The sequence below is a fragment of the Klebsiella sp. RHBSTW-00484 genome, assembly GCF_013705725.1.
Classification (GTDB): Bacteria; Pseudomonadota; Gammaproteobacteria; order Enterobacterales; family Enterobacteriaceae; genus Klebsiella.
This window is the reverse complement of sequence record NZ_CP055481.1, coordinates 5,323,948-5,346,780: the sequence shown is the minus strand read 5'-3', so window position 1 is coordinate 5,346,780 and position 22,833 is coordinate 5,323,948. Positions and strand designations below refer to the sequence as shown.

Genomic DNA, 22,833 nt, shown 5'->3' with positions numbered 1-22,833 from the left:
AGCCGGATGGCGGCTTGCGCCTTATCCGGCCTACGTTAATGCACGTTCTGTAGGCCGGATAGGCGTTACGCTATCCGGCATCAGGTTTAGTGATGTGAAGAGGTCTTCACGCCACCTTCCGGTACCGGCACGTACGGGGTCTCTTTGTCGGTACGCACTTTATTATTGCGCACGTTGAGCCAGGTTTTCACGCCGTAGAAGATGATGCTGTAGACCACCACCAGGAACAGAATGCTCAGACCTGCGTTGGTGTAGTTGTTCACCACGATATGGTTCATGTTAGCAATCTGCTGCGCGGTCAGTTCACCGCCGGAAGCAATTTTCTCTTTATACTGTTGAGCCATAAAGAAGAAGCCTTCCATCTGCGGGTTGGTGCTGAACAGTTTCAGACCCAGCGCCCAGGTGGTGCACAGCAGCAGCCATGCGGCCGGGATCACGGTAACCCAGATATATTTGGTGCGCTGCATTTTGACCAACACCACGGTGCCAAGCACCAGCGCCACGGCGGCCAGCATCTGGTTAGAGATACCGAACAGCGGCCACAGGCTCTTCACGCCGCCCAGCGGGTCAACTACGCCCTGATACAGCAGGTAGCCCCACAGCCCGACGCAGCCCGCGGTGCCGATAATGCCCGCCACCAGTGAGTCGGTTTTCTTGAGGAACGGTACGAAGTTGCCCAGCAGATCCTGCAGCATAAAGCGGCCTGCACGGGTACCGGCATCCAGCGCGGTGAGGATAAACAGCGCTTCAAACAGAATACCGAAGTGGTACCAGAAGCCCATATCCGCCATCGGCATGATTTTGTGGAATACGTGAGCGATACCAACCGCCAGCGTCGGCGCGCCGCCTGCGCGGTTCAGTACCGACGGTTCGCCGATATCTTTCGCCGTTTGCAGGATCTGCTCAGGTGAAATCACAAAGCCCCAGGAGCTGACGGTCGCCGCTGCGTGAGCGGTCACATCGCGGAGTTGTGCGGCAATCAGTGCGGCGTTTTCACCACCCATTTCGTGCAGGTTCGGCATGGTGATGCCAAGGCCTGCTGGCGGGGTGTTCATCGCAAAGTAGAGGCCCGGTTCGATAATTGATGCCGCTACCAGCGCCATTACCGCCACGAAGGACTCCATCAGCATCGCGCCGTAGCCGATAAACCGGGCGTCGGTTTCGTTAGCCAGCAGCTTCGGCGTGGTGCCGGAAGCGATCAGCGCGTGGAAGCCTGAGACCGCGCCGCAGGCGATGGTGATAAACAGGAACGGGAACAGCGCGCCTTTCCACAGCGGACCGGTACCATCAATGTACTGGGTCACTGCCGGCATTTTCAGATCCGGGTTGAGGATAACGATACCCAGCGCCAGGCCGACGATAACGCCGATTTTAAGGAAGGTGGCGAGGTAGTCACGTGGTGCCAGAATCAGCCACACCGGCAGCAGCGCGGAGATAAATGCGTAGCCGATCAGGGTAAAGGTGATAGTGGTGTCTTTAAAGGTCAGTGCCGGGCCCCAGTACGGGTCGTGGGCAATCACGCCGCCGAAGTAAATGGAAGCCACCAGCAGGACGATACCGATAACCGATATTTCCCCCACGCGTCCCGGACGCAGGAAGCGCATGTAGATCCCCATAAACAGCGCGATCGGTACGGTTGAGCAGACGGTGAATACACCCCATGGGCTTTCCGCCAGCGCTTTTACTACGATCAGCGCCAGTACCGCGAGGATGATGATCATAATCAGGAAGCAGCCGAACAGCGCGATTGAGCCAGGAACCGGCCCCATCTCTTGCTTGATCATCTCACCCAGCGAAGCACCGTTACGGCGCGAGGAGATAAACAGCACCATAAAGTCCTGCACCGCCCCTGCCAGCACCACGCCCGCCAGCAGCCAGAGGGTTCCCGGCAGGTAGCCCATCTGCGCGGCGAGCACCGGGCCCACCAGCGGACCGGCACCGGCGATAGCGGCAAAGTGGTGGCCGAACAGCACGTAACGGTTGGTCGGGACATAGTTCAGGCCATCATTGTTAATCACCGCAGGCGTGGAGCGCGTAGGGTCGAGCTTCATTACCTTTTGCGCGATGTACAGGCTGTAATAACGGTAGGCGACAAGGTAGACGGAAACCGACGCCACTACGATCCACAGCGCACTGACGTGCTCACCGCGACGCAGGGCGACAACCGAGAGGCAAAATGCCCCGATGATTCCAAGAATCACCCAGGGTATGTGCTTGAATAACTTTTTAGTATCCATAGTAAAACCTGGCTTATTGAGATGAATAATGGGCCGAAGCCGTTTAGAGGAGGTATTGATTCGCTATGCTGGGGACGATCTTGCCAGAACTTTGCGCGCGTAAAGTTGGGTAAATCTGTGAGTGGTTGTATGCAGGGTTAAGCGGTCACTTGCCGGGGTAAGCGGTTGGATATGGCGCCGGAGAAGAAAAATATGTGATTAATATCACGCTATTATTCTCCCTGACGAAAAGCGTTTCTTTACAGGTTGAGGATGATATTTTTTATCAGCCAAAAATCAATAGTGTTATTTCACGCACAGGGATTTTGCTATCATGCTGACGTTTAATCTGTAGGTATGGATAGCGTTTATCATAGGGAAATCAGGTAATGAAATTTGTAAAGATAATGATCATCGTTAGTGCTTTTTATGCAACATTCACTCAGGCAGCAGGTGAGCCGCCAGCGCCTTATAAGCTGCGATGGGGGATGAGTTACGATGAGGCCAGAAACACGCCTTTATATTCTCTTGAGGTATCAGATATCAATTATGCGGGAAAAGACCCAGATCTGATTATCTCAACGCTTACTCCCCAGGAAGTGGGGGCGCTGAAATATCAGGAGATGAAGCTTTATTTCGATAAGAATAAAGGGCTAAAAAGTGTTTTTGTTAGCGCTGATGTTGATTCCAGTCAGCAGGCCTATAAGGTTGATGATGGCAAGGAGGCGCTGGCTTTATACAATGAGGAAATGAAAGTCCTTGACCGAGAGTATGGCCCGGCGATAACTAAAGAAGAGTATATTGCTGATAAAAACAAATTCTATCAAAGTCTTTCAGACTGTATTGCAAAACAGCAAGAGTGGTATAACAAAAGGTTAGATACGAATAAAATAACTCACTGTTCCAAATGGCAACGAAGTTATAAAAAAGGTCGGGTAACCGTTTTGCTGTACATTGAACCGAGACAAGTTTCCAAACAATATATTTATAAATAAAATAAGGGGCTTCTCGGTGAAGATATATAAAACCTTTCTAAGGATTATTGCCCTGGTCGTGATGGTCGTCATGCTTACTGAATGCCAGCAGTCTTATTATATGGCGAGAAATACGGGGCGCAATGTAATGACCTTATCCGACCATCAGCGCGCTGTATCGGCGTTAAACGCTAACGATTTAAACGCAGCTCAAGGCTACCTGACGGGTGAAAAGTACAATAATCGCTACAGACCCGTTGGCGGAGCTGAATCCTGGGGAAGTTTACAATATAGGGCGGCGAAGATCGTCGCCAGCGCGGCGGAAAATGGTCAAAAGGTGCGTGATGACGCACGCTATCTCGCTTATATATCTTTGTTTGACGCAGAAGAGGGAGTACCCGAACGCCCCGACATTATGCTGGGCTACATGCATAAAGCCATGGCGCTACTGTTAGCGAATCCACAGTTACTCGATAAAATCGATTCTAAGAATGTCAGTACCTTACCCAGTCAATTCACTCTTGAGCGCTATGCGGTATGGCAATATTTATCCGATGGTGGCGAGATTGACTGGACAAAAAAGGCACCTGAAGGTGAGGGTTATACTATCGCTGGCGAGAGCTATCGAGTCTGGAATATCAGGCTCAAAAAAGCGATATGGAATCGAGGGGATGCCTTTTTACAAAATATAGGTAAAGAGCAATTTATTCATGATGCTATTGATTATTCTCAATTTCCCGTCATTGCCTGCGTCGCCGGACAAAAAGGGTGGCATTTAACGCTGCCTGAGAACTATACCAAACAAAATTTCCGCGGCGGTGGGAGCTTTGACTGGACATCATGTCGCGCAGTTGACTGAAAACTTTAGTGCCGAATCACAATATATTCCCGGGGGCACCACCTCCGGGAATATGTTTATCATCAGGCTACCCGCCTGGTAGCGAGTAAACCTACGCCACCACTTCCATCTCCATCATTACCGGATGGAAACGGCGCTTGAAGTAAATCAGCCCGTGGCCCTGCTGGCAGAGGGTAATATTGCGGATTTCCACCAGATAAACCAGATGACTGCCGATGGTCTGCACCTGGCTAATCTCGCCTTCGAGACTTGCCAGTGAGCCTTTCAGAACCGGCTGACCCAGCGTCCCTTTCTGCCAGCAGGAGAGGCCGAAGCGGTCATCCATCGTCATACCGGTCATTCCGGCGAAGTGGCGAGCCATTTCCTCTTGCTCGTGGTTGAGTACGTTGATGCACAGCTTACCGTTGCCCTGGAACACCGGATTCATCGCGCTATTGGCATTGATGCAGACCATCACCGACGGCGGCGTATCGGTCACCGAGCAGACTGCGGTGGCGGTGATGCCGCAGCGACCCGCTTCGCCTTCGGTGGTGATGACGTTAACCGCGGCCGACAGGCTGGCCATGGCATCGCGAAAACGCAGACGTTGTTCATCTAATTGCATTGTGACCTCCTGCTGCGAATTACTTCAGCAGCTTATCCAGCATGTTGATATCGGTATTGTTGTGCAGATGCGGCACCGTCCAGCCGTGCTGGTCGTACTCAGACAGGCAGCGGTCGACCATCGCCATCATTTTGTCCATGTTGCCGGAGCTTTGCGCCTGGCGCAGGCACTGCAGGCGAATTTCATCCTGGCTGCCGGAGTAGTTGATTTCATACAGTTCATGGCGGCCACCAAATTCACTGCCGATAGCATCCCACATCAGTTTGAGGATCTTGATGCGCTCGACGTGATCCATGCCGTTCGATCCGCGCACATATTTCGCCAGGTATTCGTTGATCTGCGGGTTGTTGAGATCGCGGGCGCTGGACGGCAGGTAGATCAGGCCGCTGGTGACGCTGCGCTCGATAATGTTTTTGATTTTGGCGTAAGCCATCGGCGCCATGACACGATAGGTTTGCAGCGCGGCGTGATCCGGCAGATACGCGCCGTTGACCCACGGCGTCGCTTCGGCGCACATCGAATCGCTCAGCGCCCAGAACATATTGCGCCAGGCCACGACTTCGCCAAGCTCGGCCTGCACGCCACGGAACTCCAGGGTGCCGGTGCACTCCAGCGAGCGCTTCAGCAGGGCGGTGATAAAGTCGAGTTTTACCGCCAGACGTACGCAGGCCTGCAGCGGATACATGCGGGCGAAACCGCCTTCCATGGTCCAGCGACGGCAGCGATCGAAATCGCGATAGATCAGCACGTTTTCCCATGGGATCAGCACGTTATCCAGCACCAGGATTGCGTCGTTCTCGTCGAAGCGGCTGGAGAGCGGATAATCGTATGGCGATCCGGTGGCTCCGGCCACCAGTTCATAGGAGGCACGGGAGATAAGTTTGACCCCTTCGGCGTCCATCGGCGCGACGAACATCAGTGCGAAATCCGGGTTTTCACCCATCACCTGCGCCGAGCCGAAGCCAATCATGTTGTAGTGGGTTAGCGCCGAGTTGGTGGCGACGACTTTCGCGCCGCTGACGATGATCCCGGCATCGGTCTCTTTCTCCAGCTTGATATAGACATCTTTCACTTCGTCCGCTGGCTTATGACGATCGATCGGCGGGTTAACAATGGCGTGGTTAAAGTACAGGCCGGTTTCCTGAATGCGGGTGTACCAGTTGCGGGCGTTTTGTTCGAACTGGCCGTAAAACGCCGGATTCGCGCCTAATGCGCAGCCGAAGGCGGCTTTGTAGTCCGGGGTACGGCCCATCCAGCCATAGCTCAGGCGCGACCATTCGGCGATGGCGTCGCGCTGCTGGCGCAGGTCGTCGGCGCTTTTCGCCACGCGGAAGAATTTATGAGTGTAACCACCGCTGCCAGTGTCGGTACCCCAGCACAGGGTGTCCTGTAGCTCGGGCTTGTGCAGCGCGTCGTACATTTGCGCGACGGAGGCGGCGGCGTTACGAAAAGCCGGATGCGTAGTCACATCTTTAACGCGCTCGCCGTAGATATAGATTTCGCGACCGTCCTGCAGGCTCTTCAGGTACTCTTCACCGGTTAACGGGCGTTTAGCGTCTGCACGGAAATTTTCAGGTTTCATAGGGGACCTCGTCAGTATTAATCGGAAAGTGATGTTAAATTTATGTTTTGTTTTTGTTGTTCAATTGAAGCGGTTAACGCGGCTTTCGTGAAGAGACTTTTAGGTCAACGGTCGGTACTTTTCGGGCGGGGTTGAGTTATGTGATCGGGGTTGGTTTTTCTATTTTCCGGCTTGGCTCCCCGGTGGACCTGGCGACAAGTCAGTGCGGGTTTTGAATTTGTAGCCCGGACAGATGCGTAGCATCGCCTCCGGGAAATGTGCCGGATCTGAGGCATCGGTGTGGTGTCTTCCCGGAGGCGGCGCTTAACGCGCCTTGTCCGGGCTACCGTCTCTCAGACGGCTGCGAACGCGCTGCGTCGCCCCCGGAAAGATCCTAAGACACCGGCACTTTTTGCGTTCTGAACGCGCTCGGCGAGCAGCCCACTAAGCGGTTAAAAAAGCGAGCGAAATAGGCCGGGTCCTTAAAGCCCAACTGCCAGGCGATTTCGTTAACCGCGCTATCGGAAAACAACAGCAGCCGCTTGGCCTCGCGCAATTGCCTGTCGAAAATCAGTCGCTTTGGCGGGCGGTTGGCGAAGCGGCGGCATATATCGGTTAGCCTGGATTCGGTCAGATGCAGCTCGCTGGCGTAATCCGGTACCGTCCAGTGCAGGTGGTAGTGGCTATCGATCAGCTGGTTAAAACGCTGGAACAGCTTTAGCTCGCCGCGCATCCCGCTGGCGGCATGATCGTCAAGCTTTGCGTTGCGTAGCAGCAGAGTGAACACTGCCTGCGCCAGCAGCATCAGGGTGTGTTCGCGCCCCGGCAACTGCGCGGTCGATTCGCGTTCAATCAGCCGCCAGTAGTGCGCCAGCGCCGCCAGCTCTTCGGGCTTATCGGCCAGCGACAGGCAGATGCCCGGCAGGCCGAAGGCTTCCCGCGTGCCGGGGTAGAGCACCTCCAGCAGCGGCCAGACCAGATCCTCTCGTATCGTCAGCACGTGGCCGTCGCTATCGGACTCGGTGATAAACGCGTGCGGCACCGACGGCGGCGTCAGAACAAACAGCGGCGCCTGCACCGAGTAGCGACTCTCGTCGAGCTGCAGCTCAATCTGCCCGGTATCAAGAAAGTGCATCTGAAAGTACTGGTCGTGACGGTGCGCCTGCATATCGCGGCCAAAGAACTCCGCCATGCGGGCAAACGACTGATAATGCACATCTTCCGTTCCCAGACTCTCATCGTACTCTTTGTTGATATCGATATTGGCGATAGGGCTCTGGCACATAGCGGCTCCTTACGGCGTCGCGCGGGGACGCGATCCTTTCATCGGAATAGCCCAAACAATCACTGCGCCAATGACCAGCAGGGCGGCGACAAACCACAGGCCGCTGCTGAAGCTGCCGGTAATATCCTTCAGCCAGCCGATCATAAAAGGACTGAGCGCCGATCCAATATTGCCGGTGGCGTTGATCACCGCGATACCGATCGCTCTGGCGCGCAGGCTGATCGACTGATCCGGCGTGGTCCAGAAAATGGCCATTGCGCTAAACGATCCGGTGGAGGCCATCACGATCCCCAGCAGCTGGATCAGGTTGTGATCGGTGGCCGACGCCAGCAGCCAGCCCGCGGCGGCGAACAGAAACGGCAGGGCGGTATGGTGCTTACGTTCCTGGTGCTTATCAGAGTGGCGACTCCAGTAGATCATCCCCAATATGGTACAAATCTGCGGGATCGCCGCCAGCAGGCCAATAGTGATATTGCTGCTGCCTTCGTTAAAGCTTTTGAGGATCTGCGGCGTCCAGATGCTGATCGCGCTGAGCGTATTGGTCAGGCAGAAGTAGGCCAGGGTGTACATCAGCACGATCGGCGTGAACACTTCCCGCCACAGGCTACGCTGCTGCATGGCGTGATGGCTGAGCGCCCCTTCCGGCTGCACCAGCGTCAGGCGATCGTTATCCATCATCTCCTGCAGGCATTTTTTGTCCTCCGCCGTCAGCCATTTGGCCTTCGACGGCGAATCATCGAGCCAGAACCAGACCATAATGCCGAGCAGCACCGACGGGAAACCTTCCAGCAGGAACAGCCACTGCCAGCCATGCAGATTGAGCAGGCCGTCCATCGACAGAATATAGCCGGAGACGATAGAGCCCAGCGCGGTGGTCACCGGCATCGCTATCATAAACAGCGCGTTGGCGCGGGCGCGGAAGAAGGCCGGAAACCAGAAGGTCAGATACAGCAGGATGCCGGGCAGGAAACCAGCCTCGGTAATCCCCACCAGCATCCGCAGGATGTAGAGGCTGTTTGGCCCGGTGGCGAACATGGTGGCGGTAGAAGCGATCCCCCACAGCACCATAATGGTGGCAATCCAGCGGCGCGCGCCGACGATGCTGAGCATCACGTTGCTGGGGATGCCGAAAATCACGTAGGTGGCATAAAACAGGGTGGTGGCGAGGCCGAACATGGTGGCGTTGAGGCCCAGATCCTGCCCCATGGTCAGCCCGGCAAAGCCGATATTGATCCTGTCTAAAAACGAGAAGATAAACAGCACAAACAAAAATACGATCAGACGACGGAACAGCTTGTTGATAACCGACTGCTGCTGCGCCGTTAGCTGTTTATGCTGATTGGCAGGATCCTGCGCTTCCGGGAGTGCTGATGATGTGTCGCTCATTGTCCTTTCCTCTAATGGGAATTTTGTAGGGTACTGCTGTTTGCCCGGCGTTAATAAACGCCCGATTCCGCCGCTCTGGCGCTTATGCCAAACCGTTCTGCCAGCGCTTCGGCGCCGCGGGCCAGCAGGGTGGTATCGACGCCGACGGCGACAAACAGCGCGCCAAGCTCCAGATAGCGCTTCGCCAGCTGCTCATTGGCCATCAGGATCCCCGGCGCTTTGCCCGCTGCGCGAATCTGCGCGATGGCGTGTTCGATGGCGGCCTGCACTTCCGGGTGCTGGGGATTGCCGCCAAAGCCCATGTCGGCGCTAAGATCCGCCGGGCCGATAAACACGCCGTCCACGCCTTCAACGTCGAGGATCTGTGGCAGGTTTTTCAGCGCTTCACGGGTTTCTATTTGCACCAGCACGCACATTGCGTCGTTGGCCTGATGGATGTAATCGGGGATGCGGTTCCAGCGCGAGGCGCGGGCCAGGGCGCTGCCGACGCCGCGAATGCCTGCGGGCGGATAGCGGGTGGCCTTCACCGCCAGCCGCGCTTCGTCGGCGTTCTGCACCATGGGTACCAGCAGGGTTTGCGCACCGACGTCCAGCAGTTGTTTAATCTGCACCGGGTCGTTCCACGACGGACGCACCACCGGCTGGCTGGGGTAGGGGGCGATAGCCTGAAGTTGGGTCAGTACCGTTTGCACGTTGTTCGGCGCATGTTCGCCGTCGATCAGCAGCCAGTCGAATCCGGCTCCGGCCAGCAGCTCGGCGCTGTAGCTGCTGGTGAGTCCCAGCCACAGGCCAATCTGTGGGCGGCCCGCTTTTAAGGCATCTTTAAAGGCGTTATTCATCATGTTCCCCTTAAACAAAGCGGCAGCTAATCGAGCCCATGTTGCCGTAGTCGACGTGGAAGGTGTCGCCCTTACGTGCCGGAACCGGACGGGTAAAGGAGCCGCCGAGAATAATCTGTCCGGCTTCCAGTTGAACGTCGTATGGTGCGAGCTTGTTTGCCAGCCAGGCCACGCCGTTGGCCGGATGATTGAGCACCCCTGCGGCGACGCCGGTCTCTTCAATCACGCCGTTACGATAGAGCAGGGCGGAGATCCAGCGCAGATCCAGCTCGTCGGGTTTAATCGGACGACCGCCGAGGATCACCCCGGCGTTGGCGGCGTTATCGGAGATGGTGTCGAAGACTTTGCGCGGGCGCTGGGTTTCCGGGTCGATGTTGTGGCAGCGGGCGTCGATAAGCTCCAGCGCCGGGATCACGTAGTCGGTCGCGTTGTAGACGTCGAACAGGGTACAGTTGGGGCCGCGCAGCGGTTTGGCCAGCACGAAGGCCAGTTCCACTTCGATGCGCGGGACGATAAAGCGGTCGGTGGGAATATCGCCGCCGTCGTGGAAAAACATATCGTCGAGCAGCGCGCCGTAGTCCGGTTCGCTGATTTGCGAGCTGGCCTGCATCGCTTTTGAGGTCAGGCCGATTTTGTGACCCTTAAGCACGCGGCCTTCGGCGATTTTCAGATTGACCCATTCGCGCTGTACGGCGTAGGCGTCTTCGATGGTGATCGTCGGGTAATCCAGTGAGACGGCGCGGATCTGTTCGCGCTGTTTTTCCGCCTGGTTCAGCCGTTGTGCGATCAGAGTATGGGTCTGTTTATCGAGCATAGTTGCTTCCTGTGGCATTGTTTTCCCCCTCTCCCCGTGGGAGAGGGCCGGGGTGAGGGCATCAGGCCGCAGAGATCCCCCCTCACCCTAACCCTCTCCCCAAAGGGGCGAGGGAACGGACCGAGCGCGCATTATTTAAACAGCGCGTGCACGTTGTTCTGCTTGTAATTCAGCGTCGGATGCAGCTCGGTGATTTCAAACGACAGCGCCAGATAGCGGCTCTCCATCAGCGCGGCGAAATGAGCTTTAATCAGCGCGAACAGCATATCGCCCACGTCCTGACGGCTTTCCTGGCTGCGTCCGGAGCCAATCTTCAGCGTCATATGCACGAAGGCGTAATCGTGCTGACCGTCGGCCATCTGCCAGGTATCCAGCCAGATGGCGCGACTGCGAATGCCGCCGATGGGAAAGATACCGGTCGCCGCCAGCGCTTCGTTCACTTTGCTGAACAGACCCGGTAAATCGGCCTGTTCGCGGATGTTATCGGTACATTCGGCGATAAAATGCGGCATTCTGCGTTCTCCTCAGGCGTGTTCCGGCAGCGGGAAGACGGCGTTGACCTGGCCGGTGCCGGAGCTGGCGAACAGTTCGGTAATAAACTCCACCTTGCCGTCGTACTTGTCCCAGCCGAGCAGGCCGAGCAGCATCACCGTGTCGTGCATGTTGCCCTCGCCGTAGCAGTAGTCGGCGTACTCCGGCAGCATGGTGCAGAACTCTTTGAACTTACCCTCTCGCCACAGCTTCACCACCCGTTCATCCATCTGATGATCGAACTCGCGGGTATAGCTGTTCATGCCCTCTTCGGCACGCTGATCATCGATAAAGCGGTGCGACAGGGAGCCGCTGGCCAGGACCGCCACGGTGCCGTCATATTTCTCGATAGCTTTGAGAATGGCCTCGCCCAGCTTGCGGCTGTCGGCGAAGTCGTGAACAGTGCAGAACGCGGAGATAGAGACCACTTTGAAATGCTTATCGGCGTTCATGTAGCGCATCGGTACCAGCGTGCCGTACTCCAGCTTCAGGCTCGGGATGTTGTGCGCTTTGGCGCGCACGCCCAGCTTGACCGCTTCGTCGGCGATAAGCTGGCCCAGCTCCGGGTTGCCGTCGTAGTCGTAGGTCATGTCGCGGATAAAATGCGGCAGCTCGTTGCTGGTATAGACGCCCTGAAAATGGTCGGCGCAGTTAATGTGGTAGGCGCTATTCACCAGCCAGTGAGTATCGAAAACGATAATCGTATCAACGCCCAGTTCACGACAGCGCTTGCTGATTTCTTTATGCCCATCAATGGCTCCCTGACGGCAGCCATGATTTTTACCCGGCAGTTCAGAAAGATACATTGACGGTACGTGAGTGGTTTTTGCTGCTAACGCTAACTTTCCCATATCAGACTCCCCATTTTGGGATCGGATGGTCGCCCATCGAGATGCAGACGTTTTTCATTTCAGCGAATACTTCAAAGCTGTATTCGCCGCCTTCGCGGCCGGTGCCGGAGGCCTTCACGCCGCCGAACGGCTGACGCAGGTCGCGGACGTTCTGGGTGTTGACGAACACCATTCCGGCTTCGATGCCGCGCGCCAGACGCAGCACTTTGCTGACGTCCTGGGTCCAGATATAAGAGGCGAGGCCGTATTCCACATCGTTGGCCAGGCGCAGACCATCCGCCTCGTCTTTAAACGGCAGCAGACAGGCTACCGGGCCAAAAATCTCTTCCTGGGCGACGCGCATGCGGTTGTCGACGTCCGCCAGCACCGTCGGGCGCAGGAAGTTACCACTTTTCAGATGCGCGGGCAGATCGGTCGGTTTATCCGGGCCGCCTGCCAGCAGAGTTGCCCCTTCTTCAATACCGATGCGGATATAGCCGGAAACCTTCTCCCAGTGCTGCTGGCTGATCAGGGCACCCACCTGGGTGTTCGGGTCGGCCGGGTCGCCGACGCGCAGGCGGTTCGCGCGTTCGGCAAAACGTTTGACGAACTCGGGATAGATGCTCTGCTGAATAAAAATGCGCGAGCCAGCGGTGCAGCGTTCGCCGTTGATCGAGAAGATGGTAAACAGCGCGGCGTCGAGTGCGCGCTCGATATCGGCATCTTCAAAAATCAGCACCGGAGATTTGCCGCCGAGCTCCATGGAGTACTTTTTCAACCCGGCGTTTTTCATGATGTTGCGCCCGGTGGCAGTCCCACCGGTAAACGACACCGCGCGGATGTCGTGGTGGCGCACCAGCGCATCGCCCGCCGTCGCGCCGTAGCCCTGAACCACGTTGAGCACGCCCGGCGGAATGCCCGCTTCCAGCGCCAGTTCGCCCAGACGGTCGGCGGTCAGCGGCGACAGCTCGGACATTTTCAGCACCGCGGTGTTGCCCAGTGCCAGGCACGGCGCGACCTTCCAGGTGGCGGTCATAAACGGCACGTTCCACGGCGATACCAGCGCGCACACGCCGACCGGCTGCACGAGGGTGTAGTTGAGCATCTTGTCGTCAACGGGGTAGGTCTTGCCGTTCATCTGCTGGCACACTTCGGCGAAAAATTCGAAGTTGTGCGACGCACGTGGGATCAGTACGTTTTTGGTCTGGTGGATCGGCAGGCCAGTGTCGGCGGTCTCCATGGCGGCGATCTCCGGCACGTTCTGGTCGATCAGAGAGCCAAGACGACGCATCAGACGCGCGCGCTCTTTCATCGGCAGATTGGCCCATTTCGGGAACGCCTCTTTCGCTGCCGCCACAGCCTGATTGACTTCGGCTTCGCCGCCGGAGGCCACTTCCGCCAGCACTTCGCCAGTCGCCGGGTTGGTGGTATGAAAATACTCGCTGCCAGCGACGTTTTTGCCGTTGATCCAGTGGTTAATCTTTTTCATTACAGCTTCTCCTCATACGCTTGCTGGCTGATGATGCGGTTGACCAGGCGGCCCACGCCTTCCACTTCGACGATCACTTCATCGCCCGGCACCACGTCCGACAGCCCTTTCGGCGTGCCGGTGGCAATCATGTCGCCCGGTTGCAGGGTCATAAACTCGCTGAGATAAGCGATCAGGAAGGGAATGCTGAAGATCAGATCGGCGGTGGTGCCCTGCTGGCGCAGTTCGCCGTTGACCCAGGTGCGCAGCGCCAGGTTATGTGGATCCGGGATCGACTCTTTCGCGACGATCCATGGGCCGATCGGCGTCAGGGTGTCGCGGCTTTTTACCCGCAGATTGGGGCGATAGTAGTTTTCCAGATAGTCGCGGATGGCGTAGTCATTGCAGACGGTATACCCGGCGACGTACTCCATGGCGTCGGCTTCGGCGACTTTACGCGCGGTTTTGCCGAGCACCACCACCAGTTCGGCTTCGTAGTGCATGTACTCGACGTTATCCGGGCGTACCGATTCCTGCTGGTGGCCGATAAAAGTGTTCGGCGCTTTGATAAACACTAGCGGTTCGGTGGGCGGCTTAAACTCCAGCTCGCTGGCGTGATCGGCGTAGTTCAGGCCCAGCGCGAACAGCGTGCCGTCGGCGGGCGGCAGCCAGCGAAAGTCGCCCTCGTTTAGCAGCCTGCCGTCAGCCAGCCGAACCTGGTCGTGTTCATCAATCTGAACATCGTGTTGTTGTCCCTGCCACTCAATGCGTGCTTGTTTCATGCCAGCTCTCCTTCAGCAACCACCGGGTTTTCTAGCGCCGGGAAACCCTCGGCGAGAATGCGCACGCGATCGCCGGGTTGCAACGTGACGCGGTTGTGCGGGGTGCCGATCAGAATGGCGTCGCCGGGGTTAAGGGTGGCGAATTCGCTCAGGGCGCTCAGCAGCTCGGCGGCGGAGCGCTGGAGGTCAGCGGTGTTCCAGCTGTCCGCTTCGCGACCGTTGATCTCGGTGATGATATTTAGATTATCGACGTTGTTGACCGGCGCGAGTTCGCCAATCGGACAAAAGCCGTCGCGGCATTTGGCCTTGATTGCCGGACGATAGAAGCTCTCTTCCGGCAGGCTGACGTCGTTAGCCAGCGCGTAGCCAGCAATATAAGCGGCGGCTTCTTCTGCGGCCACTTTGCGCGCGGTTTTGCCGACGACAAGCGCCACGGTCGCGCCGCTCTGTACGGTTTCGCCCTGCGGGTAAGGGATGTTCTCGCCGTTGCCGATCACGGTATTGCGCGGTTTGATAAACCAGACCGCAGTTTTCGGCGGCGTTTTGTAGGGGGCCTGTTGGAACGCTTCGCGCCAGGCATCAAGCTGGCTGCGATGGTTAAGCGCTACGGCGAAGATGGTACCTTTCATTCACCACTCCTTTGCTGCTGATTTCGGAATCGAAGATATTCATTAATATGTTAATGATCATCTTTTATGCTTTGCGGAAACGTTTGGCAAACAGAAGTGAATATTTTGTGATGTGATTAACAATAAATTTACACTTATGATTTTTATTCTTTATAAATCAATTGATAATGATTTTATCCTGTACCATCTGGTACTTTTCAAAGGCAGAAACCGGTTGCTTCCTGGCGTAATTAACGCTAATTATTAACTTATTAACAGAATGGTAGTTTTATTCAGAGGTATGTGATGCATGATTCGTTAACCATCGCGCTATTGCAGGCGCGGGAAGCGGCGATGGCCCATTTCAGGCCGATCGTTAAACGCCATAATCTTACCGAGCAGCAGTGGCGTATCGTGCGCATTCTTGCCGAAAATCCGTCGATGGATTTCCACGACCTGGCTTTTCGCGCCTGTATTTTACGCCCGAGCCTGACCGGTATTCTCACCCGCATGGAGCGAGACGGTTTGGTGTTGCGCCTAAAGCCGGTCAACGACCAGCGCAAGCTGTACGTTTCGCTAACGCCAGCGGGATTGAAGCTCTATGACAGCGCGCAGACCCAGGTAGAAGAGGCTTATCGCCTGATTGAAGCCGAGTTTACCGCAGAGAAAATGCAGCAACTGACCGCGCTGCTGGAGGAGTTTATTGCGCTGGGTAACGGGGTAAGAGGAGAGGAGGAGGAGTCGTAAGATGGCCTGGAGCTGTGAAAACGTGAAAATCCCCGGAGGAGGCGCAGCGCGCCGCCTCCGGGAAAGGCACCATTTAGAACAGCGAATCCAGGACCCGTAGCCCGGATAAGGCGACAGCCGCAATCCGGGGATTTATCGTCATTCAGAACAGCGTATTCAGCTCTTCCAGCACGTTGTATTGGTCATCCACCAGCAGCAGCGTTTTCCATTTATCAAACGTCAGGCACGGGTGCGAGGTACCAAACACCAGAATATCGCCGACCTGCACGTCGCTGCCCGGTGCAAGGTGCAGCATACAGTGCTGATCCATAATCCCCACGCTCGCGATCCCCTCGGCGGATAGCTGCGCACCGTGACGATAGAGGGCGATGGGCTGCGGCAGTCCGGCGTCGAAGGCGCAGTCGCGCTTGCCGAAGTTAACCACCGCGCGATCCGCTTCCGGCACCGACTGGACCATTGCCATCAGCTCCAGCGCCGAGGTTAAGTCGCCGCCCAGATCGCAGGCGATCGGATCCCGCGCCACCAGCTCCTGCTGTGCGGTAGCGTAGATCCCCAGGTCGTGGGTGATATAGCAGCCGGGGCGAATAACGATCCGGCAGTTCGCCGGTTTCTCCGCCGCCAGCCAGATGTTACACACCACGTCGTACCAAACGGTACCGGCTCCGGTCAGTACAAACTCGCCCTCCACCAGCGGTTCCATTCGACAGGCCAGTTCGGCGGCCTGGCGCAGCAGGGTTTCAACCTGTGGTTGCGGATCGTCGCCGTGCAAAACCCCTTCATACAGCTCAAGACCGCGCAGCTTCAGGCCAGGCAGCTCCGCCACCGCCTGCGCCAGTGCCAGCGCATCGTTGACGCTGCGACAGCCGCAGCGCCCGCCCGCCACGCCCAGCTCAATCAGCACATCCAGCGTTTGCCGCCGCTCGCTGAAAAACGCCGACAGCGTGCTGGCATTGGCAAGGCTATCCACGCAGCAGATAAAATCAGCCGCCCGATAATGCGCTTTCAGGCGCGATACCACCTGCATATTGGCCTTGCCGACCAGCTGATTGACCATCAACACGCGCTCAACGCCGCTGGCCATCGCCGCGCTGGCTTGCCAGGCGCTACCCACGCCAATTCCCCATGCGCCCGCCTGCTGCTGCGCCTGAAAAATCCACGGCGTCATCGTCGTTTTACCGTGCGGTGCCAACGAGACGCCGCGCGCATCGGCGTAGTGCTGCATCCAGGCGATGTTATTTTCCAACGCCGTTTTTTTCAGCAACGCGGCGGGGAGACAAACGTCCTCTGCCAGCAGGTTTGCCGGGGCGGACATCACGGCGGCTTTGTGCGAGATAAGCGTATCGAAATGGTATTTCATAACAATATCCTTTTAGGGTTTATGCTCGGATAAAAGTTGAGTATCAATTTTAACTTATTGATAAATATGAATTTAATGTTAGATCTTTATTGTTTATGAATAAAAGTATCATAAATTGATCTGGTTTTTGCGTGGTTTTCCACTGTTTTTCCGCCTTGTAAATGGTTAACTTGTCGGCAGAGTGGAAAGGGAGTAATTGCGATGAAAGTTGATTGGCTTTTCAAAAACGTCACGGTGATTGACGGCAGCGGCGGGCCGCAGTTTCGCGGCGACGTGGCGGTGAAAGGTGACCGGATTGTGGATATGGCTCCGGCGCTGAACCTGGCGGCGGAGCAGGTGGTTGAGGGGCTGGGGCGCGTGCTGGCCCCCGGGTTTATCGATGTGCATACCCATGATGATATCAACGTCATCCGTATGCCGGAGTATTTGCCCAAGCTGAGCCAGGGGGTAACGACGGTGATTGTCGGCAACTGCGGGATCAGCGCGGCGACGGCGACCATGCGCGGCGAGGTGCCGGACCCAATGAACCTGCTGGGCGAGGCAGAGCATTTTATTTATCCCACCGTCGAGGATTACGCCCACGCGGTGGAGGCGGCGAAGCCGTCATTGAACGTCGGCACGCTGATTGGCCATACCGCGCTGCGCAACAATCATATGGATGATTTGTTCCGCCCGGCGACGGAAAGCGAAATCGCCGGGATGCGTGTGCAACTGCGTGATGCGCTGCGTCAGGGAGCGCTAGGACTGAGCACCGGTCTGGCCTACGCCAGCGCGTTTCAGTCTACGACTGAAGAGGTGATGGCGCTGGCGGAAGAGCTGGCGGCGGAGAAGGGAATTTATACCACCCACCTGCGCTCAGAGTTTGAGCCGATTCTGGAGGCGCTCGACGAAGCGTTTCGCATTGGTCGCCACGGCAACGTGCCGGTGGTGGTTTCGCACCACAAGTGCGCCGGGGCGAAAAACTGGGGCCGCACTCAGGAGACGCTGGCCTTCTTTGATGAGATGCGCCAGCGCCAGGAGATCGCCTGCGACTGCTATCCCTATTCCGCCAGCTCCTCGACGCTGGATATGAAGCAGGTGACCGATGAGTTCGACATCGTTATCACCTGGTCGGAAGCGCAGCCGGAGCAGGCCGGTAAAACCCTCAAGCAAATTGCCGATGGCTGGCAGGTGAGCCTGCATGATGCGGCGGCGCGGCTGATGCCCGCGGGCGCAATCTACTACAACATGGACGAGCAGGACGTGCGGCGGGTGCTGCGTTATCCGGTCAGCATGATCGGCTCCGATGGCCTGCCGAACGACCCGATGCCGCATCCACGGCTGTGGGGGGCTTTCCCTCGGGTACTGGGCCATTACAGTCGCGATGAACAGCTGTTTCCGCTGACTACCGCCATTCACAAAATGACCGGACTCTCGGCGGCACGCTTTCAGCTTGCGGATCGTGGGCTGGTGAAAGTGGGCTACTTCGCCGATCTGGTGCTGTTTGACCCGCAGACGGTGCGCGATGTCGCCAGTTTCTCCGACCCGAAACAACCGGCGGACGGCATAGAAGCGGTGATGGTCAACGGCGTGATGAGCTACGGCAGCGATAAAAAAATTACCGGGCGCGCAGGGCGTTTCCTGCGCCGCCAGATGGACTAAGGAGTGAAAGATGAGCATTAAACGTTATGGTGTGGAAGGCGGAACCGGCACCGGCGGGCAGCATCTGCCGTTTGCCCGCGCGGTGGAAGCGGGGGGCTGGCTGTACGTTTCCGGTCAGACGCCGATGAAAAATGGCGAAGTGGTGGAAGGGGGGATTGTCGACCAGTCGCGTCTGGCGATTCAGAACTGTGTGGATATCATGACCGAAGCGGGCTATACCCTCGCCGATGTGGTGCATGTCAAAGTGATCCTCACCGATTCGCGCTATTTCCAGTCCTTCAACAAAGTGTTCCGCGAGTTCTTTGGCGATAACCCGCCAGCCCGTATTTGCTGCGTGGCGGACCTGGTGGTGGATTGCAAAGTTGAAGTGGATGTGACCTGTTATAACGCGGCTCGCGTATAAATAATTGTATTAATTAGAAATATAAACAGGATTTTTGAGCGCTGAAATAATTCAGCGCTCCGTAACCTCTTACCTTTTACAAACTCAACTGGCAGGATGTGAATTATGAATAGTCATATCTTTTTAGTCGGCTTTATTATTTACGCGTTGGCGATGATTTGGCTTGGCTGGTATGTTTCGCGTAATCAAAAAAGCGGTGATGATTTTTTACTCGGCGGTCGTTCCTTACCGCTGTTTCTGACCCTGGGATCGACCGTGGCGACCATGGTGGGTACCGGCTCAAGCATGGGTGCGGTGGGCTTCGGCTACAGCAACGGCTGGGCCGGGATGTTGTACGGCGTCGGCGGGGCGATAGGTATTCTACTGGTGGCCTGGCTTTTCGCGCCGGTCCGTAAACTCCGTTTTATGACCATGAGCGAGGAGCTTTCTTATTACACCGGAGGCAGCCATTTAATTAAAAACGTCGTCGGGATAATGATATTTATTGCCTCCATTGGTTGGCTGGGCGCACATATTCTTGGCGGCAGCATGTATTTGTCATGGGCGACGGGGATAAACCTGACGCTGGCAAAAGTGATTATTTCGTTAGCTTTCGCGATTTATGTGATTATCGGCGGTTATTCCGCAGTGGTCTGGACGGATACCATTCAGGCATTAATTCTGTTCTTCGGCTTTATTCTGATGGCGATTCTGGCCGTGGTGCACGTGGGCGGCTGGGACGCCATTGTCCAGGCCATGGACCCGAAAGCCATGAGCCTGTTTGCGATTGATAAGCTGGGTGCTATTCCGGCCTTATCGCTGGCGATGGTGATTTGCGTCGGCGTGCTGGCGACGCCATCTTATCGTCAACGCATCTACTCGGGTAAAGATGTCTCTTCGGTGCGCCGTTCTTTTGTTTATACCGGCGTGCTGTACCTGTTTTTCTCGGTGCTGCCGGCGATTATCGGCATGGCGGCATGGACGATGAACCCGAACCTGGAGAACAGCAACTACGCCTTCCTGTTCGCCACCAGCTTTTTACCTGCGACTCTCGGCCTGGTGGTGCTGATTGCCGGGCTTTCCGCCACCATGTCGTCGGCCAGTTCCGATGCGATAGCCGCCGTCGCCATCATGATGCGCGATGTGTATACCCTGGCGACCGGGAAAATGCCCCCGGCGCATAAAGCCATTACGCTGTCGCGCTGGATGCTGGTTTTTGTGATTGGCCTGGCGATGATCTTCGCCCTGACGTCCAACGATATCATTAGCTACATCACCAAAATGATCTCGATGCTGATGTCCGGCCTGTTCGTCTGTTCCATTCTCGGTCACTTCTGGCTGCGGTTTAACTGGCAGGGTGCGCTAACGGCGCTGCTCAGCGGCATGCTGGTCTCGATAGTCATTCTGGTTAAGGCTGACTGGCTGGCGTATTGGGGAAATCCGTGCATTCCCTCGGTTCTCGGTAGCCTTATCTCCTCCGTGTTTGTCACCCTGATGACGCCAGCGAGCAAAATCAGCCGTCAGCAAGCGCTGGAAATGATTACCCAGGAGCGGGAAGGCCAGGCGATTCCTGCTAAAACGGCGGTGGCGCAGACTTCAGGAGAGGCGCAATGAATAACTATATTGCCGTCGACTGGGGCTCCACTCAACTGCGCGGCTGGTTGATTCGTAACGGCCAGTGCGTCGAGATAAAGCAACTGCCGCTGGGCGTGACTCGCCTCAATGGACAGCTGCCTGCGGAGGTATTCCAGCAACACCTGGCGCCCTGGCGCGGTGCCGAGAAGCTGCCGGTAGTGATGGCCGGGATGATCGGCAGCGACGCGGGCTGGCAATCGGTGCCGTATCTGCCTTGTCCGGCAGCAATTGATGCTCCGGGACAACAGCTGTTTGCCGTTGCCGAAGGGGTGTGGATTATTCCCGGTCTCAAGGTGGAGCAGGCTGGGGAGTACAACGTGATGCGCGGGGAAGAGACTCAGTTGCTGGGCGCGTGGCAACTGGCCCCGGCGGAGTGTTACGTGATGCCGGGCACCCACTGTAAATGGGTGCAAGTAGAGCGCGGCGTGGTGCGCCACTTTGCTACCGCGATGACCGGCGAGCTGCATCATGTGCTGATGACGCAATCGTTGCTCGGCAAGGGGCTGGCGGCCCAGTTGCCGGACGATGCCGCTTTTGAACTGGGACTGGAAAAGGGGCTGGCGCAGCCCTCGTTAATTAGCGAACTGTTTGTCGCCAGAGCGGCGCGGGTATTGGGGGCGCTGGCGGCGACATCGGTCAGTGACTATCTCTCCGGGCTGCTGATTGGCGCTGAGGTCGCAACTCTGGGTCAGCGTTACCGTACATCAACCGTCACCCTGGTGGGGGACCCGGCGCTGAATGCCCGCTACCGTCGAGCGATGATGGCGTGCGGGATGACGGTCAACAGCTGTAGCGGCGACGAGGCATTGCTGAGCGGTATGGCGAGGATAATGAATGGACAAGCTTAAACTGGTGGCGATTTTGCGCGGCATTCGCCCCGCAGAAGCGGCAGAGCATATTGATACGCTGATTGGCGCAGGGTTTCGCTATATCGAAATCCCGCTCAATTCGCCGGACTGGCAGCAGAGTATTGCGCAGATGGTGGCGCAGTTTGGCGAGCAGGCGGTGATTGGCGCAGGGACGGTACTGAAGGTTGAGCAGGTCGATTTTCTGGCCGATGCCGGGGCGAAGCTTATCGTCACGCCGAATACCCAGCCTGCGGTTATCCGCCAGGCGGTGGCGCGCGGGATGCTGGTCTGCGCCGGGTGCGCGACGGCGACGGAGGCGTTTAGCGCGCTGGATGCCGGAGCGCAGTGGCTGAAGATTTTTCCCTCTTCCGCTTTTGGTCCGGACTATATTCGTGCGCTGAAAGCAGTGCTGCCGCCGGAAGTGCCGGTGCTGGCGGTAGGCGGCGTGACGCCGGAGAATCTGACGACCTGGGTGCAGGCCGGGTGTGCCGGAGCCGGGTTGGGGAGCGATCTTTATCGCGCCGGACAAGGGGTGGAACGTACCCGCCAGCAGGCGGGGAGGTTTATCGCCGCTAGCGCGGTTTAGTCACCAAGCGGCTGGCGGTCGACGCCGCCGCGGTGGCTATCGAGCGCCAGCTTAATACGCCGCAGTCGGCCTTTGGCCTGGGTTTTATTGGCCATCGCCAGTTCGGTGGCCAGCACATCAACCATCGCCAGCATCGCATAGCGTGAGGTGCTGGGCTTGAAGATATAGTCGTTTTCGCGCACTAGCAGCGGTAGCACCAGATCCGCCTGCTCCGCCAGCGGCGTTCCGGCGGGGGTAATCGCGATCACCTTCGCACCGTACTGGCTGGCAATCGCCGCGCTTTCAATGATTTCCTGGGTATAGCCGCCTAATGACAGCACGATAACCACGTCTTTTGGCGTCACCGCCGAGCTCATCATGCGCACCAGCAGGCCGTCGTTCTGGCTGACTACCGGCAGGCCAAGGCGAAACAGACGATACTGAATTTCCTGGGCGCAGATGGTGGAGCCGCCGCCCATGCCGAGGGCCAGAATCTGCCGCGCGTCGCTCAGCCAACTGACCGCGCGCTTTAGCGCCTCAATATCCAGCGCCCGGCGGTTGGTTTCCAGCACGCCGATAATCGATTCATAGATCCCCTGCACGCCTTCGAGGTCCGGGACATCGAGAATAAACCGCTGCCCGACCGCCAGAGATTGCGCTAGCTTCATCTTCAGTTCGCGAACATCTTTGCAGCCCAGCGCCCGGGCGAAGCGGGTGACCGAGGCCTGGCTGGTGTTGGTCAGCCGCGCCATCTCGGCGATAGGCAGTTCCGCCGCCGCCGCGACATCATCGAGAATAAATTGCGCGATGCGCTTTTCGGTCGCCGTCAGCTCAACAAAGCGATCGGTAATGCAGGAAATGATATCGATTGACCAGGACATACGGGTATCAGCGGGTAAGT

22 protein-coding genes are annotated in these 22,833 nt (G+C 57.2%); 8 read left to right on the top strand and 14 right to left on the bottom strand.

Annotation, left to right across the window (positions count from 1 at the left end):
• Positions 1-86 precede the first annotated feature (86 nt).
• Positions 87-2,237, bottom strand: coding sequence for a pyruvate/proton symporter BtsT (btsT, locus tag HV213_RS25130; RefSeq protein WP_110272745.1), 2,151 nt, complete (start codon positions 2,235-2,237; stop codon positions 87-89).
• A gap of 368 nt (positions 2,238-2,605) precedes the next feature.
• On the opposite strand from btsT, the gene HV213_RS25125 reads away from it, so the two are divergent.
• Together HV213_RS25125 and HV213_RS25120 are read left to right on the top strand one after the other, a co-directional pair.
• Positions 2,606-3,211 (top strand): hypothetical protein, encoded by a 606-nt coding sequence (locus HV213_RS25125; RefSeq protein ID WP_181483752.1) that lies wholly within the window; start codon positions 2,606-2,608, stop codon positions 3,209-3,211.
• Positions 3,212-3,338: 127 nt separating this feature from the next.
• Complete coding sequence (locus HV213_RS25120; RefSeq protein ID WP_181486501.1) at positions 3,339-4,049, top strand: transcriptional regulator; 711 nt, start codon at positions 3,339-3,341, stop codon at positions 4,047-4,049.
• A gap of 91 nt (positions 4,050-4,140) precedes the next feature.
• Here the strand turns inward: HV213_RS25120 and HV213_RS25115 are convergent, their stop codons facing one another.
• The 11 genes from HV213_RS25115 to HV213_RS25065 all read right to left on the bottom strand — a co-directional run bounded on the left by HV213_RS25115 (position 4,141) and on the right by HV213_RS25065 (position 14,778).
• Positions 4,141-4,653 carry a 4-hydroxyphenylacetate 3-monooxygenase reductase subunit gene (locus HV213_RS25115; protein ID WP_181483751.1) on the bottom strand — a complete coding sequence of 171 codons (513 nt, stop codon included), beginning with the start codon at positions 4,651-4,653 and terminating at the stop codon, positions 4,141-4,143.
• A 19-nt stretch (positions 4,654-4,672) separates the two neighbouring features.
• Positions 4,673-6,235, bottom strand: coding sequence for a 4-hydroxyphenylacetate 3-monooxygenase, oxygenase component (hpaB, locus tag HV213_RS25110; protein ID WP_181483750.1), 1,563 nt, complete (start codon positions 6,233-6,235; stop codon positions 4,673-4,675).
• Between the two features lie 373 nt (positions 6,236-6,608).
• Complete coding sequence (gene hpaA / locus HV213_RS25105; protein WP_181483749.1) at positions 6,609-7,499, bottom strand: 4-hydroxyphenylacetate catabolism regulatory protein HpaA; 891 nt, start codon at positions 7,497-7,499, stop codon at positions 6,609-6,611.
• A gap of 9 nt (positions 7,500-7,508) precedes the next feature.
• Positions 7,509-8,885, bottom strand: a complete 1,377-nt coding sequence (gene hpaX, locus HV213_RS25100) for a 4-hydroxyphenylacetate permease (RefSeq protein WP_181483748.1) — start codon at positions 8,883-8,885, stop codon at positions 7,509-7,511.
• Between the two features lie 50 nt (positions 8,886-8,935).
• Entirely contained in the window at positions 8,936-9,724 is a 789-nt protein-coding gene (hpaI, locus tag HV213_RS25095) for a 4-hydroxy-2-oxoheptanedioate aldolase (RefSeq protein ID WP_181486500.1), read from the bottom strand.
• Between the two features lie 10 nt (positions 9,725-9,734).
• Complete coding sequence (gene hpaH, locus HV213_RS25090) at positions 9,735-10,538, bottom strand: 2-oxo-hept-4-ene-1,7-dioate hydratase (RefSeq protein WP_181483747.1); 804 nt, start codon at positions 10,536-10,538, stop codon at positions 9,735-9,737.
• 131 nt (positions 10,539-10,669) lie between these two features.
• A complete protein-coding gene (locus tag HV213_RS25085) occupies positions 10,670-11,050 on the bottom strand; it encodes a 5-carboxymethyl-2-hydroxymuconate Delta-isomerase (RefSeq protein WP_112215119.1) in 381 nt (126 codons plus the stop codon).
• A gap of 12 nt (positions 11,051-11,062) precedes the next feature.
• Complete coding sequence (gene hpaD / locus HV213_RS25080) at positions 11,063-11,920, bottom strand: 3,4-dihydroxyphenylacetate 2,3-dioxygenase (RefSeq protein ID WP_110272737.1); 858 nt, start codon at positions 11,918-11,920, stop codon at positions 11,063-11,065.
• Position 11,921: 1 nt separating this feature from the next.
• Positions 11,922-13,388, bottom strand: coding sequence for a 5-carboxymethyl-2-hydroxymuconate semialdehyde dehydrogenase (hpaE, locus tag HV213_RS25075; RefSeq protein ID WP_181483746.1), 1,467 nt, complete (start codon positions 13,386-13,388; stop codon positions 11,922-11,924).
• On the bottom strand, positions 13,388-14,149 hold the full coding sequence (locus HV213_RS25070) for a fumarylacetoacetate hydrolase family protein (RefSeq protein ID WP_181483745.1): 762 nt from the start codon (positions 14,147-14,149) through the stop codon (positions 13,388-13,390). Before HV213_RS25070 ends, hpaE begins: the two co-directional genes overlap by 1 nt.
• Entirely contained in the window at positions 14,146-14,778 is a 633-nt protein-coding gene (locus HV213_RS25065; protein WP_181483744.1) for a fumarylacetoacetate hydrolase family protein, read from the bottom strand. The genes HV213_RS25070 and HV213_RS25065 overlap by 4 nt, the downstream gene beginning before the upstream one ends.
• 285 nt (positions 14,779-15,063) lie before the next feature.
• Here HV213_RS25065 and hpaR point away from each other — a divergent pair, with 285 nt between their 5' ends.
• The gene (hpaR, locus tag HV213_RS25060; protein WP_181483743.1) at positions 15,064-15,504 is read left to right on the top strand and encodes a homoprotocatechuate degradation operon regulator HpaR; all 441 of its coding nucleotides are present in this window, start codon (positions 15,064-15,066) and stop codon (positions 15,502-15,504) included.
• A gap of 142 nt (positions 15,505-15,646) precedes the next feature.
• Here the strand turns inward: hpaR and HV213_RS25055 are convergent, their stop codons facing one another.
• Positions 15,647-16,861, bottom strand: a complete 1,215-nt coding sequence (locus HV213_RS25055; RefSeq protein WP_181483742.1) for an amino acid deaminase — start codon at positions 16,859-16,861, stop codon at positions 15,647-15,649.
• A gap of 201 nt (positions 16,862-17,062) precedes the next feature.
• On the opposite strand from HV213_RS25055, the gene HV213_RS25050 reads away from it, so the two are divergent.
• The 5 genes from HV213_RS25050 to HV213_RS25030 all read left to right on the top strand — a co-directional run bounded on the left by HV213_RS25050 (position 17,063) and on the right by HV213_RS25030 (position 21,953).
• Positions 17,063-18,502 (top strand): N-acyl-D-amino-acid deacylase family protein, encoded by a 1,440-nt coding sequence (locus tag HV213_RS25050; protein WP_181483741.1) that lies wholly within the window; start codon positions 17,063-17,065, stop codon positions 18,500-18,502.
• 10 nt (positions 18,503-18,512) lie between these two features.
• On the top strand, positions 18,513-18,905 hold the full coding sequence (locus HV213_RS25045) for a RidA family protein (RefSeq protein ID WP_181483740.1): 393 nt from the start codon (positions 18,513-18,515) through the stop codon (positions 18,903-18,905).
• 105 nt (positions 18,906-19,010) lie between these two features.
• Entirely contained in the window at positions 19,011-20,498 is a 1,488-nt protein-coding gene (locus HV213_RS25040; protein WP_181483739.1) for a sodium:solute symporter family protein, read from the top strand.
• A complete protein-coding gene (locus HV213_RS25035; RefSeq protein WP_181483738.1) occupies positions 20,495-21,367 on the top strand; it encodes a 2-dehydro-3-deoxygalactonokinase in 873 nt (290 codons plus the stop codon). Before HV213_RS25040 ends, HV213_RS25035 begins: the two co-directional genes overlap by 4 nt.
• Positions 21,354-21,953, top strand: coding sequence for a 2-dehydro-3-deoxy-6-phosphogalactonate aldolase (locus tag HV213_RS25030; RefSeq protein WP_181483737.1), 600 nt, complete (start codon positions 21,354-21,356; stop codon positions 21,951-21,953). The genes HV213_RS25035 and HV213_RS25030 overlap by 14 nt, the downstream gene beginning before the upstream one ends.
• On the opposite strand, the gene HV213_RS25025 is transcribed toward HV213_RS25030, so the two are convergent.
• A complete protein-coding gene (locus HV213_RS25025; RefSeq protein ID WP_110272796.1) occupies positions 21,950-22,813 on the bottom strand; it encodes a MurR/RpiR family transcriptional regulator in 864 nt (287 codons plus the stop codon). The genes HV213_RS25030 and HV213_RS25025 overlap by 4 nt on opposite strands.
• Positions 22,814-22,833 lie beyond the last annotated feature (20 nt).

Coding starts and splice junctions, on each gene's coding strand:
- HV213_RS25085 (WP_112215119.1), bottom strand. CDS start 11,050: ATGCCGCATTTTATCGCCGAATGTACCGATAACATCCGCGAACAGGCC.
- hpaI (WP_181486500.1), bottom strand. CDS start 9,724: ATGAATAACGCCTTTAAAGATGCCTTAAAAGCGGGCCGCCCACAGATT.
- HV213_RS25030 (WP_181483737.1), top strand. CDS start 21,354: ATGGACAAGCTTAAACTGGTGGCGATTTTGCGCGGCATTCGCCCCGCA.
- hpaR (WP_181483743.1), top strand. CDS start 15,064: ATGCATGATTCGTTAACCATCGCGCTATTGCAGGCGCGGGAAGCGGCG.
- hpaD (WP_110272737.1), bottom strand. CDS start 11,920: ATGGGAAAGTTAGCGTTAGCAGCAAAAACCACTCACGTACCGTCAATG.
- hpaE (WP_181483746.1), bottom strand. CDS start 13,388: ATGAAAAAGATTAACCACTGGATCAACGGCAAAAACGTCGCTGGCAGC.
- HV213_RS25045 (WP_181483740.1), top strand. CDS start 18,513: ATGAGCATTAAACGTTATGGTGTGGAAGGCGGAACCGGCACCGGCGGG.
- HV213_RS25040 (WP_181483739.1), top strand. CDS start 19,011: ATGAATAGTCATATCTTTTTAGTCGGCTTTATTATTTACGCGTTGGCG.
- btsT (WP_110272745.1), bottom strand. CDS start 2,237: ATGGATACTAAAAAGTTATTCAAGCACATACCCTGGGTGATTCTTGGA.
- hpaH (WP_181483747.1), bottom strand. CDS start 10,538: ATGCTCGATAAACAGACCCATACTCTGATCGCACAACGGCTGAACCAG.
- HV213_RS25120 (WP_181486501.1), top strand. CDS start 3,339: ATGACCTTATCCGACCATCAGCGCGCTGTATCGGCGTTAAACGCTAAC.
- HV213_RS25115 (WP_181483751.1), bottom strand. CDS start 4,653: ATGCAATTAGATGAACAACGTCTGCGTTTTCGCGATGCCATGGCCAGC.
- HV213_RS25035 (WP_181483738.1), top strand. CDS start 20,495: ATGAATAACTATATTGCCGTCGACTGGGGCTCCACTCAACTGCGCGGC.
- HV213_RS25025 (WP_110272796.1), bottom strand. CDS start 22,813: ATGTCCTGGTCAATCGATATCATTTCCTGCATTACCGATCGCTTTGTT.
- HV213_RS25065 (WP_181483744.1), bottom strand. CDS start 14,778: ATGAAAGGTACCATCTTCGCCGTAGCGCTTAACCATCGCAGCCAGCTT.
- hpaA (WP_181483749.1), bottom strand. CDS start 7,499: ATGTGCCAGAGCCCTATCGCCAATATCGATATCAACAAAGAGTACGAT.
- HV213_RS25055 (WP_181483742.1), bottom strand. CDS start 16,861: ATGAAATACCATTTCGATACGCTTATCTCGCACAAAGCCGCCGTGATG.
- HV213_RS25125 (WP_181483752.1), top strand. CDS start 2,606: ATGAAATTTGTAAAGATAATGATCATCGTTAGTGCTTTTTATGCAACA.
- hpaX (WP_181483748.1), bottom strand. CDS start 8,885: ATGAGCGACACATCATCAGCACTCCCGGAAGCGCAGGATCCTGCCAAT.
- HV213_RS25070 (WP_181483745.1), bottom strand. CDS start 14,149: ATGAAACAAGCACGCATTGAGTGGCAGGGACAACAACACGATGTTCAG.
- HV213_RS25050 (WP_181483741.1), top strand. CDS start 17,063: ATGAAAGTTGATTGGCTTTTCAAAAACGTCACGGTGATTGACGGCAGC.
- hpaB (WP_181483750.1), bottom strand. CDS start 6,235: ATGAAACCTGAAAATTTCCGTGCAGACGCTAAACGCCCGTTAACCGGT.